Source organism: Rubinisphaera italica, from assembly GCF_007859715.1.
In the GTDB taxonomy this organism is placed as follows: domain Bacteria; phylum Planctomycetota; class Planctomycetia; order Planctomycetales; family Planctomycetaceae; genus Rubinisphaera; species Rubinisphaera italica.
This window is the reverse complement of the sequence record NZ_SJPG01000001.1, coordinates 2475350-2488190: the sequence shown is the minus strand read 5'-3', so window position 1 is coordinate 2488190 and position 12841 is coordinate 2475350. Positions and strand designations below refer to the sequence as shown.

Sequence of the window (12841 nt, the reverse complement as noted above, 5' to 3'; positions counted from 1 at the left end):
GAATAAAAAAATTGCAATGATACAGAGCTGATCAAAATTGTTTTAAACGCGATTGATCGTTTTCGCCCAACCGGAATGAGGCTCTATCGTCGCAGGTGTAAAAATGCAGAGTGGAGCTTTCAAATCAGAAAGCGATTTTGAATGTAATTTCTCCTGATGTTCTTCAACACCAGGAGTGGCGTAAGGATCGTAAGGACTCAGCCAAGCGTAAATTGGAAAGCTGGCAAAACCAACTGCAATAATAATCGCGAAGACAGGTCCAATTGTTTTTGTTAGTGGATCATACTTGGGATGTTTCAGACCGAGCGTTTGAAACATGCTCGTTACTCCATGAGACAAGTGCCAACCGAGCAACAGAACACCGATGATGTAACTGATCGTAGAGAGCGGAGACCGCATGATAATAATTGCTTTGTCAAATGGTTCTCGGCCTTCAATTTTATCAGGCATCGTGATGTTGAAAGTGAAATCACCCAGGTGGATTAACAGGAAGATAAAGACAATCACACCCGTAAACAGCATGTAATTCTCTGGAGAGATGAAATAGGGGACTTTACGATCTGGAATTTTCGACTTTTTAACCGCGTATCGTTTCTTGCGAGACTCCCGGTTTTCCAAGTTCGTTTCAAACCCGAGCCAGATATGAATGGCAAACAGTATCAATAGACCAAACTCAGCGACCTTAATCAGCATTTCCTGGGAATGCAGCGCATGAGCGTAATTGTTATATGTATCTGGACCAACATACATCAGCAGGTTGCCGAGCAAATGCATGACCAGGAAGCCGCACAGCAGAAAGCCTGTGCAGGCCATCAGTAATTTCTTGCCAATCGAGGATTTAACAGCGTCGGTTACCCAGGCCATGGTCGTTAGCGATTCGATTGAGAGGAGTGGATGTGTATTAAGTGGATTGACAACGAGTGATTCTCAGAAGATGTTTCACTCGCTATGACAGGTTAGTATAGAAGCAATCAACGAAGGTGCAAACCAAGCCAAAATGTCGCATTTTGAGTCAGTCAGGAATTTTTTGACTGGCTTACGGCAATTCCCGGATTCGTAATTTCCGAAACTCAATCGGAGCCCCTTCGGATTCCAGGCAGATGTATCCAGAAGCGGGCTGACAATCTTTTCCCCCGGAAACTTCACCACCGTTCACCCACAAACGGACCTCTCCATTAATCGCTCGCACGTAATAATGATTCCACTCATTATCCCCGCGGCTGCGATTCTCTGACGGAAAACTCCGGCTACCATTCGGGGAAAGAGGCTCGAACAATGTCATCTTTGTGACGCCAACCGGAAAGATATCTCCGTGTGAGGTGAACCAGTCTCCTTTTTTCCCAGTCCGTGCTTCGTATTGCGGCCCGTAATCCAGATCGAGTATCTGAACCTCGACTCCGTGCGGTAAACCTGGCTTTCCTGCACTGGTCAACTTCTCGATCGATTCATCAGTCGCCCACAGAAAGATTCCCGAATTCCCTCCCGGTTTTCGATGACACCACTCTGCAACGATTTCACAATTCGTGAAGTGCTTCTTTGTGCGTAAGACGCCGGTCGGTATTCCTGTGCAATAGAGGGTGCCCTCTTTCCATTGCCAGGTATCCTCCGCACAATTGACATTGACAAAGTCGTCTGCCGTCAAATCTCGAAATCCCGGCTCATTGCCAGTAATCGCAGCTGAATGAATCTCTTTATCTTCCGCCTTAAGTCCACTTGTCGTCAGCAGAAAAAGCAACATCGCAATTACAACTGGCAATCGCAACAGTTTTGTTTCAGATGAGATAATTATCATCGCTCTTCTCCCGGATGTGTGTCTTATTCGAAATGTCGCTTGATGTGTCCCACTGCTGGTTTGCCCAGCAGTGTTTTAGGCAAGTTATTGTTGGGTTGTGCTTCTCTAACCCAACCTACAACGACAACGACTGCTTACTGTTCCATCGCGCGTTTGACGGCTGCTCCCATATCGGCAGGGCTTTGAGCGACGACGACTCCAGCAGCTTCGAGGGCTTCGATTTTCTCGTCGGCAGTCCCCTTCCCTCCCGAAATAATCGCACCGGCATGTCCCATGCGTTTGCCCGGAGGGGCGGTTTTGCCGGCAATGAAGGCTCCGACAGGTTTGGTAATGTGCTCGCGGATATAATCAGCCGCATCGATTTCAGCCGTTCCACCAATTTCGCCGATCATCAGAATCGCTTCGGTATCCGGATCGTCCTCGAACATATCGAGCAGGTCGATGAATGAAGTACCGATGATCGGATCGCCACCAATTCCGATCGCGGTCGATTGTCCCATACCAAGATTTCCCAACTGCCACGTCGCTTCGTAAGTAAGTGTGCCTGACTTGCTGATCAAACCGATTTTCCCCGGCGTGTGAATATAGCCCGGCATAATTCCGATTTTCGCAACGCCTGGTGTAATAATTCCTGGACAGTTGGGGCCGATCAATGTGCAAGGATAATCCATTAATTTTCGACTCACGCGAGCCATGTCCAGTACGGGAACTCCTTCAGTGATCGCGACGATCAATTCGATCCCCGCATCTGCGGCTTCGAGAATTGCATCAGCACAGAATGGAGGAGGCACAAAGATCAGAGACGTGTTCGCACCAGTCGCCTCGACCGCATCTCGAACGGTATTAAAGACAGGAAAACCATCGATCTCCTGACCACCTTTACCCGGCGTGACACCACCGACCATCACCTCATCGCCAGGCCGACATTCCTCAGCATACGCCCGGCACTGTTGAGAGTGAAACAGACCAGCTTTGCCGGTGATTCCCTGTGTAATAATCCGTGTGTCATGATCGACAAGAATACTCATGATTCAGTTCCGTAATATAAAATAGGTGTGTTAATAAATGTTATTGATGTAAGTTATTCGCCAGCAAAAGGCGGATTTTCAAAGGTACGGCCGTCATCGACCACACGAGGATCATTGGTCGATTCGAGCACATTCATCAGTTGTTGATGCAATTGCTTTTGAATGTCGGCATATTGGACCTGTCCGGCCACATTGTGAATCTGATCGGGATCGTCTTTGAGGATATAAAGCTCTTCGCCCGGTCGTCTGGCGAACGCATAATCGTAATACGGTTTGACATGCGGTTCGTTGCGGTGTTCGATGATCCAGGCTTTTGTAGGACTGGCGTCCATATCACTAAAAGCCACGAAGGTTTCATTGGTCAGCTGATCAGTCGTTGGAAGAGTTTCACTGTCGACCTGTCCGGGATCGCCCATGGGCCAGCGATTTGCAGCAAAGTTAATGATATATAAGTAGTCATCCGTGCGAATCGCTCGTTGGGGATAAGGCAGGTTTCCCTGTCTCGCCTGGGCGACGTGCCGTTCCCGACCAGTAATTGCCTGATTTCTGGTCGGATCAACCCGGCCAGCTTTCGTACTCGTTATCACGGGCAGCAGAGATTTGCCAGTCATCACTTCCGGCACATCGACTTGACCAGCTTCCAGGAATGTCGGAGCCAGATCCATCAAGGTAGTGAAGTCGGTCACGACTCGATTTTCAGGAATGTGACCGGGCCATTTCGCAATCAGCGGGACATTGGTGCCGAAGTCATAAAGATTACATTTGCCATAAGGAAATCCCGGGGCTCCGTGATCGCCACTGATAACAACCAGCGTATTTTCAGTCAGTCCTTTTTCTTCGAGTTGTTTCAGAATCACTCCCACTGCAGCATCGAAAGCGGCTACCTCGCCGAGATAATCGGCGAAATCTTCGCGAACAACGGGCACATCCGGCAAGAATGGTGGCAGTTTCCCTTTCAGAGTGTTGGGATCGATGCCCCATAGTTTCTTCCCCGAACCAGCGATCCATTTTCGATGCACGTTCGTAGGACCGAACCAGTAACAGAATGGTTGATCGTTCTCTTGAGCAGCCAGGAAGGAATCGAAATTCCCCGAGACCTGATCCATCAAAGTCTGCTTGGCCTGCTGAATCGACTGACCGGACTGCACGAGCTTGGTTGCAGTCTGACTGAAGCCATTGAACTGACCACCAGCTTTCGCATAAGCATTTTTCTTGCCGCCATATCCAGCATTGGCAGGTCGCCCCGGACTCCATACCTTATAGGTAAAGCCGATGTGATATCCCGCATCTTCGAGCAGCAGTGGGTAAGTGGGAATTTGAGGATCCCAAATCGCTCCCTGCAGAATGGCCCCCTGCCCCGTTCGAAAGAAATACTGCCCTGAAAGCAAAGAACTTCTGCAGGGCGTACAACTCGGGGCATTCACATACGCGTTGGTGAACGTGACACCCTCGCGAGCGACGCGATCGATGTTCGGAGTGAAACTGACATCATTAATCCCCCCTGCCGCTTCAATTTCCGCATAGATTCCGGCATATTTGCCCCAGTCATCAGCGAACAGGAACAGGATGTTCGGACGCTCAGCCGCCTGACAGACCTGAGCCAGGCCAGCCAGCATCGTCAATAAAAGACATGCCAGTTTAATCATCAGCTGCGACCTAATGTATGGTAAAAGACTTGTAGGGTGCGTCCTGACGCACCGGAGTGGAGTGTCGATTTTAACATATTCGTGATGATTGAGCCGGTATGGTTTCGTATATAGAGAAACTCTATGAGGAAGCCATGTCGGCAGCATGGTGCGTCAGGACGCACCCTACTATTGCCGCTTACTTCAATGTTGCAACGACCTTTTGAGCCGCGTCGGTCAGGTCACTGGCGGTAATAATATCCTTACCAGATTCCTCAAGCATCTTCCGGGCGATTTTAACGTTTGTTCCCTCGAGTCGCACGACGAGTGGCACATGGATGCCGACTTTATCGTAAGCGGTCAGGAGAGCTTCGACGATCACATCGCATTTCATGATGCCACCGAAAATGTTGACCAGCACAGCTTTCACATTGTCATCCGCCAGAATGATGCGAAATGCTTCGGTCACTGCTTCGACGCTTGCCCCGCCGCCTACATCGAGAAAGTTGGCCGGTTCTCCGCCGTGGAGCTTAATCAAGTCCATTGTACTCATCGCCAGACCGGCTCCATTGACGAGACAGCCGATGTTTCCTTCCAGCTTCACATAGCTGAGTCCAGCAGCCTGAGCTTCGACTTCGGCAGGCTCTTCTTCTGTCAGATCCCGGAATTCTTCCAGTTTCTTGTGTCGGAACATCGCATTGTCATCAAATGTAACTTTGGCATCGAGTGCAACCAGATCGCCTTCGCCAGTCACGATCAGTGGATTGATTTCTGCCATGCTGCAGTCGTTGTCAACGAAGAATTTGCAGATCGAGACCAGGAATTTCTCGGCGGCTCGAATCGTTTTGCCTTCCATGCCCAGTGCAAAAGCGATGTTTCTTGCCTGATAAGGCATCAATCCCAGATCGGCATCGAAGTGCTCGCGGAGAATCTTTTCGGGAGCTTCTTCAGCCACTACTTCAATTTCCATGCCCCCCTCAGAGGACATGATGAGAACCGGGCACAGTGTTTCCCGATCGATCACAATTCCCAGATACAGTTCACGGGCAATATCGAGCCCTTCTTCGACGAAAAGCGTGTTAACCTGCTTGCCTTCATCGCCAGTTTGAATAGTGACCAACGTATTGCCAAGCATACGGGCAGCATTCTCTTCGGCTTCCTCTGGCGAGCGAACCAGCACGACACCGTGTTGCTCGGGAACTTCTTTGAACGTCCCCTTCCCGCGTCCCCCGGCATGAATTTGCGATTTGACGACCGCAATCTTCCCGCCGAGTTCTTTAACGGCCGCCGAGGCTTCCCCTGGAGATTTAACAACAATCCCGCGAGGAACCGGAATTTCGGCTTCGCGAAAGAGTTGTTTACCCTGATATTCATGAATTTTCATTGCTGGGTTCTTCCCTGCTCGATTTAAAAAGAATCGTGCCGCAGCACGTTATAATCGTCTGCAAGGATGATAGTGAACGGTCCAGACCGTTTCCAGAGACTGAAACGGATTCGCTGAGAGATAAGTCGTATGCACTGTGTGCCAAATGAGTCATTACGAGAAAAGTAAACTCGGATTTGGTTGTCCTGTATAACGGTGTCCAGAAAATTAGACTGCAATATTTTCGAAATCAAATAATTAATCGACCTTAACATATGAGTTTGGGGTTCAATGGTTCCAGCACATGTGAACCCATTGAATCAAACAAGACCGATGTGATAAGTAAAAGTTCAATTCAATAATCTTGATCTCTTTAAAAAGGTTACTATGGTTAACAAGTAAAGTATAAACATATCAGGCAATTGACAGGCGATCCCCACACTGCAATTGTCATTTGTGCATCGGCTAAGCTGATTGTACACGCGATCACATTTCCCTCCAGTGTCCCTCAATGTTTCTTTCCTGAATCATTGTTCCTTCCATTTTAATAGGTGTTTAATGAAAACGGTTTCTGATCAACGCGGATTTACTTTGATTGAACTTCTTGTTGTTATCGCGATCATTGCCATACTAGTGGCTTTGTTATTGCCAGCCGTACAGCAGGCTCGTGAGGCGGCACGTCGTAGTAGTTGTAAAAACAACTTGAAGCAACTCGGTCTGGCAATGCACAACTATCACGACACTCACACAGTCTTCCCTCCGGGATGGGTCATTCCTAAGTGTCCTGGAGTTATTGATAGTGATCATCGGTTTATTCGCAATAATCCTGCCTGGGGAATGTATCTACTACCTGCACTTGAACAGGGAGCACTTTATGATCAGTTCAATTTCCAGATGGCCGGTCCCTGTACAACTGGAGCTCCGGGTGCAATTGGCCTATTGCCAGCTCCTGCAACTGCAAACTCTCTGAATAAATCTCTCGATGCATTTTCTTGCCCGAGTGATACCAAAGCGGCGACCAGTCGAGACGGTTTTGGCTCTTCCAGTTACGTTGCCTGTCGTGGAAATGACGCTAATCAGGGACAATCAACTTCGTTCAGCAGATTGAATGGAATGACTTGGGCAAATTCCGACTGTCGAATGCGAGACATTGTTGATGGAACGTCCAACACGATCATGATTGGGGAAGTCAGTTGGAATCAATATTTTGCTCACGGTGATGCTTCAGGGGTGAGCCGGGGTGGTTTGTGGCCAGGATTTGGACAACATAAGAACGACGACATGGTCAGCCGTACGACCAATGCGATCTTCCCCATCAACGGAAGTGATCCCACAAACGGCAACCGGAATGACGGCTTCGGTAGCTTCCATTCGGGTGGTGCTCAATTCGTACTGGCTGATGGCTCTGTCCGCTTAATCAGTGAGAACATCAATTCCGAAAATGCAGTTGGCACGACACCAATGGGAACATTTCAGCGGCTCGGTGTTAAAGACGATGGCCTCGTTATCGGTGAGTTCTAAAACCCAGACATCTACATATTGAAACCATGAAAAAAGCAGCCATCCCTTTTTGAGATGGTTGCTTTTCTTTTTCAGATACTAGTGTGTCTTCCATTCGAATCATTTGGGTTAAGACATTATCAAGTACGACAACCGAGAGCGTTACCGTTACTGAGGCCCAAATCTAAGCCCTGAAAGGGCACTAGGCATCTTGGCACTGCCCTTTGTAGGGCATGTGTTATTTCCAGTATTGGAAAATAAAATTATTTCGCCTGACTGAGCAACTGTTACAACGGTTTACTCAAACTCTTGGAAATTAATCACCAATCCCCAGTTGTCGAAATCGCAGGGAGGGAGGCAGGAAGACGGATGTGGTAGTTCCGTTGATGGTGTTATTGAGGTTTGAGATCAGTGCTTAATACCAGCTTAGATACCAAGTATGTGATCCAAGAATTCAACGAAAAAGCAGGCACTTCCGTCTACTGTTGAGATTTTTCAACCCGCATATTGAATTGGAACAATCCACTAATTACTTGGCATTTGACTCATCGCTCTCAAAGAAGTTCCAGAGTTTCCTGTTGGGGGAGCGTAAATGACATTGCTTTGGGTGCTTTGACGATTCGGATACAAATAGGCGTTGTACTGGAAAATCAACTCGGCATCGAAGAGGCGAACGCCGGAAGCCTGTTGCACCAGAGGGACTGCAGCGGCCACTGTCATCGTGCCTCCATCACCCCAGTCAGCCTGAAGACCGGATGTCACATTCAAGGAACGCAGGCGTCGATTGTTGTTGCTGCTGGCAAAGAAGCGATCGGTTTTCAAATCGACGACATCCCCATTGGCATTCACACCTTCAAGATTATTGATATCGTAGTTTCCCGCAAGGAAGTTGGGATCGCTCAGGAGATCGGGATTTCCGGCATTGTCGGGATCGATCAGAGCAGTCGTTCCGTGCAATTCGAAGATACCTGCAAGTCCCTTGAATCGTGTCCCCTCGACTTGACGATGTTGAACGCCATTCACATACATCGATTGAGGATTGACCAGGTCCGGCTTGCGGAAGAACCAGTACATCATCTGGAAGTCGACCTTGGCAGTGTCCTGCTGTTTGATTTTCGCTGTCGTTCCTGAAGGTTGAGTCAATGTATTTTCACTGGCGACAAGGTCCAACTGGAAGTAAAGCTGTGTGAACAGACGGCGATTCATCTGCTGAGAAAATGCCAGAAACGGCGTAAACAGAACAGAATCGTTGCGGACGGTGATGTCGTTGCCTGGAAGACGAATCAGACGTCCTGTGGGGCCTCCGGGAACCAGATAATCACTGGGAGCCACAATGTAATTCGGAGGAGTTATACCGAGATTCGCCAGCGCGATCGGATCAGCCACATTGTTCTGATCGGGAATCAATACATCGGAGTCCCGAATTCTAAAGTCCGGTCCTGTTGGAATCGTCAAGCCGAGACCACCTGACATTACGAACGTTTCGGTATAGTCTTTCATAATCAAAGACTTCAGCAACAGGGAAGCATTTCCCATCTGGGTTTGGTAACCATTCAAACTCTGCAAATTGTCCACCCGGGCGTCCAGATCCTGATTCGGTGCAGAAAGAATCGGAATTCGCACTTCAAAGGAAGCTCGCTCGTTGGCGAATGTCTTTTCGTAGCCAAGATAGAAAATATCGAGGTTGGCAGAGTCGAATCCATCGGCGACTAGAGAATCGGAATCTAAAAATGCGAAGGGATCGAAGATATCAAAGCCAAATAAAGCCGTTAAAGACTGAGATAATGCCGGATCAGTACCTCCACCCGCAATATCCAAAGCAATAAAATCATCAACTGTGATCGTGTCAATCAGAATGCTGTCAGCAACCTGTCCTGCACCAGGTCCATCAATTGTTCCAAAAAACAGCAGGTCATTTCCAACCACACCCGCTTGCGCAGAAAACGCATTTCGGTAGTGATGATAGTTCATGTAGACACGATCCGTTGGAATCGGATTTGTGTTCTGGCTGAAATCGAGTCGGACAATCCCCTGCTGAGGCAAGGTGACATTATTGAAGCCGTTCGTATAAAAGAACGGAGCTTCGCGGTAATCGCCAATCATGTTTGGACGAGCAGACGATTGGCCTCCGGCACTGTAAGAAGCCTGCTGATTAGTGTTCTGATTGAAGTTTTGCGCGTTGTTCTGGTTCGTATTGTTCTGTGTATTAGCGCTGTCTCGATCCTGATTGCTCTGAGTATTGTCGTCATCACCAGTACTCTCACTGGATTTATCATCCATTGATTTCTGAGTTGTCGTTGCCGGATACTGGGGCCAATACTGAGGATAAGGACCTCCAAATTGGCCGGGCGGAATGAAATCCGGATATTGTCCCGGACTGTATTGTCCAGGATTCTGAAACAGAGGGTGCACAGGCGGGCATGGATAGCTGGGCTCTGGCTGCATTTGCCCCAATGCGGGACTGATCGCCGAAGCGAGCATAATTGTCATTACGCTCGACATTTTTTGCACAGAGTAACGCATGTATTCGACTCCCCCGCCCCTGATCAACATTCCGAGTGGCCTCGAGATAGTTCGTCTTGAGTCAATCACAGGAGAAAATGCCCCCCGTTGATTGAAAGTCGTTCACGCAACGTCAACGACAGCGGAATCGCGCTGAACAATCCCACCAATCGTTATTTCGACATCTGCCCGAATAATCTGTATAGCAATTGCGATGATCTTAAAACGTAAAACCGATGTGGTCGTTATTAATGACAAATACCACCCATCCTGCCTATGTTTACGACTAGTGTTCGATAAAAATGAACCGCCAAGACGCCAAGTTGAGGAGATTCTGAATACGGCGACATTTTTATAAATATGCTTTTACTTAGAGCAATTTGCAGTAGGGACATGAATTCCAAAATTATTTGGAAGAATTGCAAGGTTCGTTCGTTACTTCTTTAGAGGATTCAACCATGAGGCAATAACTCATAGCCGATATGGATGAGTCACTTAAGCAAAACTGTGAATAAATAAGGAAATCGCTGGAAATGAACTCTCAAATTATCAATTCGTTTCGAGATCGAAGTCTCGTAGCAGAGTTGCAAATTGGAGTGAGTTCACTAAAAATAGCCGTTATGAACATTCGTGCCTCAGACCAGACGACCGATCTCGAACTTGTGCATGCCATTACCAATGGAAATGCACACGCAGAATCTGAATTGGTGCAGAAGTATCAGCGAAAGCTGGTCGCGTTTTGCTGTGCCCGTTCCGATGCGACTCGCGGTCTCGATTTCGCTCAGCAAGTCTGGCTGAAAATTCTTCCCCATCTCCGAACTGGAAAATATAACGGGAAGAATGTCATGGCGCTCCTGTGTCAAACGGCTCGGAATCTGGTTATCGATCAGAGTCGCCGTGCCAGCGAAAAGTCTCACAGTCTGGATAACAACCCGATCGAACCTGCTTCCACAAATTCTCAATGCCCTCTCGCACAAATCCTGGAAGCCGAAGAAATGACAGCTTTCACAGATTGCAAGCAATCGCTGCTTGATAAAGAGGTTGCTGTGCTGGACGGAAACGAGGATTCGCCGGAACTGGAGTCGGTCAGCAAGCCAAGAATTTACAAATTGCGGCATTTTGCAATTCGTAAACTCAGGGACTGTATTCGCATGAAATTGGAGCGAGGTGCATAATGTCAATTGTCATACTGGAAATCCCCGATTCAAAAGAAGAGCTCGGTCCCTGGCTGGATCGCAAAGTTGTTGATTGTCAATTGGGACAGTTCGTCAAAGAACTCGAATTCATATCCGATGATTTCAATCCACCTGGTTATTCCCCGGACTCTCTGGAAGTCATTCTGGGGTCTGATCGGGAAGCCGTTTTGGACCGTGGATTAAAATCTCTGAATTATGAACAATGTGCGGCATTTCTAGCTAATCCGCAGATGTTACTGGAGTTGCAGGAACTTGTCCTGATTGAAGGTGGGAACTACTGGCAGAACATTCTCGAACAGGCAGAACTGCCATTAAGCTCGCCTCCTCGACAGAAGAAAACAAAGTCAGACTCAGGCACTAAACCGAAAGTTCTTGTCCTTCAGCCGATTGAAGAATCGCCGAAACGCTCGAAGATGCCCTGGATTATTTCCGTGGCTGCATTGGGGCTGCTGGCAATCGTTGCTTATCAATATCAGGTGCATGTTTCCAACCCCGTGAACAGTATCGTGGAAAACCCGAATGATAAGAAATCGGACTCAAATCCCGATAACAACTCCCCTGCTCAGACGATGCTCGCCTCGAATTGGGGTTGGGACAGTCCCGATGCTTTTGACAACTCGTTACCTCCCGATGACTATCTACATGAACTGGCAGATGCAGCGGGCGCCTGGTTCAATAAAAGACCCGATTCCACCGAAGGCTTAAAACAACGACTGGCCGAATTCCGCCACGGATGTGAAACTCTGCTCACAGCCAAGCACACTGCTCTCTCCGAAGACGACCGTGAATGGCTGCGAACTCATTGCAAAAAGTGGGCAGGCGAAATTGATCAGGTGCTGGCGGATGTCGAAAGCAAAGACATCAGCGAAGCTCAGAAGCAAGCCGATCAAACGGTCAATCAATTGATCCGGGAAATCCGTCTCAAGGCTGATGAAATTGCTTAATCCCCCCCCAGGACAGGCATTCAGCCTGTCTTTAACCTGTAGGTCGGGCGGTGCCTGAGAAACACAATGAAAAAATTAGACAGGCAGGATGCCTGTCCTACCTTGCTCATTTGCCTTTCAAGCGGGCTGATAACTTTGAAATCATTGCCCCGCAAGCTTGTCGGGCTTCTTCAAAACCGGCTGAGGTAATATTGCTGGAACGCAGATACTCCAAAACAATCTGCTCGGCATTGGCAATTTCTGCACAGACATCCGGCACCTCGCTGGCGATGGAAATTGGAATGGTTGTCACTCCGTTGCAGTCCCCGTGAACCAGTTCGTTCGGGCGAATATTCACACCGCCAACTGTCACAGGTACGTTGATATCCAGAATATGACAATAACCATGAGCGGCTTGTGATCCCGAAGTGAAAACTGGAAAATCGAGTGCTTCCACCTGATCGAGATCCCGTCCGGTACCCGAGGTGATCAAACCGCAGGCTCCAAATGCCTGATAGGTGGTGCACATCACTTCCCCAAATGTTGCAGCTGCAGTCGGGGTATCGAGATCCTGAAAAACAATGACCGCTGGCAGATCCATGGTTTCCAGAATTGCCGTTTGAGCAGATAGACTCGAATAAGCATCTCCAGAAATCGGAGCGGCTGATGAGCGGAAGGTAGATGTTAACGCCAGACCAACCATCGGCTGCAATCGCGGAAAGCAGGCTTGAATTGTTTCATCCATGTAGCCTGCTGTTCGCAGTCTCAAATCCCAGAGTTCGACAGCATTGCAGATTGTCGGTGTATCGTACTGTTTGAGACGTGTGATGATTTCTTCAGTTAACATGCGGTATTAATTTTCATGCAGGGGAATAGGCTAGTTATTTGAGTGCTCATCATAATCAAAATGAT

The 12841-nt window shown here is 48.3% G+C and carries 10 protein-coding genes; 3 read left to right on the top strand and 7 right to left on the bottom strand.

Going from position 1 to position 12841, the window contains the following annotated elements:
- Positions 1 to 42: 42 nt before the first annotated feature.
- The 5 genes from Pan54_RS09430 to sucC form a co-directional block, all read right to left on the bottom strand.
- Positions 43 to 864, bottom strand: coding sequence for a succinate dehydrogenase cytochrome b subunit (locus tag Pan54_RS09430; RefSeq protein ID WP_146503245.1), 822 nt, complete (start codon positions 862 to 864; stop codon positions 43 to 45).
- Positions 865 to 1036: 172 nt separating this feature from the next.
- Positions 1037 to 1792 (bottom strand): 3-keto-disaccharide hydrolase, encoded by a 756-nt coding sequence (locus Pan54_RS09425; RefSeq protein WP_146503244.1) that lies wholly within the window; start codon positions 1790 to 1792, stop codon positions 1037 to 1039.
- A 134-nt stretch (positions 1793 to 1926) separates the two neighbouring features.
- Positions 1927 to 2820, bottom strand: coding sequence for a succinate--CoA ligase subunit alpha (gene sucD, locus Pan54_RS09420; protein ID WP_146503243.1), 894 nt, complete (start codon positions 2818 to 2820; stop codon positions 1927 to 1929).
- Positions 2821 to 2873: 53 nt separating this feature from the next.
- A complete protein-coding gene (locus Pan54_RS09415; protein WP_146503242.1) occupies positions 2874 to 4466 on the bottom strand; it encodes a sulfatase family protein in 1593 nt (530 codons plus the stop codon).
- A 178-nt stretch (positions 4467 to 4644) separates the two neighbouring features.
- Positions 4645 to 5829 carry an ADP-forming succinate--CoA ligase subunit beta gene (sucC, locus tag Pan54_RS09410; protein WP_146503241.1) on the bottom strand — a complete coding sequence of 395 codons (1185 nt, stop codon included), beginning with the start codon at positions 5827 to 5829 and terminating at the stop codon, positions 4645 to 4647.
- Positions 5830 to 6366: 537 nt separating this feature from the next.
- Between sucC and Pan54_RS09405 the strand changes: the two genes are divergently transcribed.
- The gene (locus tag Pan54_RS09405; protein WP_146503240.1) at positions 6367 to 7329 is read left to right on the top strand and encodes a DUF1559 domain-containing protein; all 963 of its coding nucleotides are present in this window, start codon (positions 6367 to 6369) and stop codon (positions 7327 to 7329) included.
- 504 nt (positions 7330 to 7833) lie between these two features.
- Here the strand turns inward: Pan54_RS09405 and Pan54_RS09400 are convergent.
- On the bottom strand, positions 7834 to 9831 hold the full coding sequence (locus Pan54_RS09400; protein WP_146503239.1) for a hypothetical protein: 1998 nt from the start codon (positions 9829 to 9831) through the stop codon (positions 7834 to 7836).
- A gap of 512 nt (positions 9832 to 10343) precedes the next feature.
- On the opposite strand from Pan54_RS09400, the gene Pan54_RS09395 reads away from it, so the two are divergent.
- Both Pan54_RS09395 and Pan54_RS09390 read left to right on the top strand, forming a co-directional pair.
- Positions 10344 to 10985, top strand: coding sequence for an RNA polymerase sigma factor (locus Pan54_RS09395; protein ID WP_146503238.1), 642 nt, complete (start codon positions 10344 to 10346; stop codon positions 10983 to 10985).
- Complete coding sequence (locus Pan54_RS09390) at positions 10985 to 11950, top strand: hypothetical protein (protein ID WP_146503237.1); 966 nt, start codon at positions 10985 to 10987, stop codon at positions 11948 to 11950. Before Pan54_RS09395 ends, Pan54_RS09390 begins: the two co-directional genes overlap by 1 nt.
- Positions 11951 to 12056: 106 nt before the next feature.
- Here the strand turns inward: Pan54_RS09390 and Pan54_RS09385 are convergent, their stop codons facing one another.
- The gene (locus Pan54_RS09385; protein ID WP_146503236.1) at positions 12057 to 12776 is read right to left on the bottom strand and encodes an RraA family protein; all 720 of its coding nucleotides are present in this window, start codon (positions 12774 to 12776) and stop codon (positions 12057 to 12059) included.
- Positions 12777 to 12841: the final 65 nt, after the last annotated feature.

Excerpts from the sequence above, each read along its gene's own strand:
- sucD (WP_146503243.1), bottom strand. The coding sequence starts at position 2,820 with ATGAGTATTCTTGTCGATCATGACACACGGATTATTACACAGGGAATC.
- Pan54_RS09425 (WP_146503244.1), bottom strand. The coding sequence starts at position 1,792 with ATGATAATTATCTCATCTGAAACAAAACTGTTGCGATTGCCAGTTGTA.
- Pan54_RS09395 (WP_146503238.1), top strand. The coding sequence starts at position 10,344 with ATGAACTCTCAAATTATCAATTCGTTTCGAGATCGAAGTCTCGTAGCA.
- Pan54_RS09400 (WP_146503239.1), bottom strand. The coding sequence starts at position 9,831 with ATGCGTTACTCTGTGCAAAAAATGTCGAGCGTAATGACAATTATGCTC.
- sucC (WP_146503241.1), bottom strand. The coding sequence starts at position 5,829 with ATGAAAATTCATGAATATCAGGGTAAACAACTCTTTCGCGAAGCCGAA.
- Pan54_RS09405 (WP_146503240.1), top strand. The coding sequence starts at position 6,367 with ATGAAAACGGTTTCTGATCAACGCGGATTTACTTTGATTGAACTTCTT.
- Pan54_RS09430 (WP_146503245.1), bottom strand. The coding sequence starts at position 864 with ATGGCCTGGGTAACCGACGCTGTTAAATCCTCGATTGGCAAGAAATTA.
- Pan54_RS09390 (WP_146503237.1), top strand. The coding sequence starts at position 10,985 with ATGTCAATTGTCATACTGGAAATCCCCGATTCAAAAGAAGAGCTCGGT.
- Pan54_RS09415 (WP_146503242.1), bottom strand. The coding sequence starts at position 4,466 with ATGATTAAACTGGCATGTCTTTTATTGACGATGCTGGCTGGCCTGGCT.
- Pan54_RS09385 (WP_146503236.1), bottom strand. The coding sequence starts at position 12,776 with ATGTTAACTGAAGAAATCATCACACGTCTCAAACAGTACGATACACCG.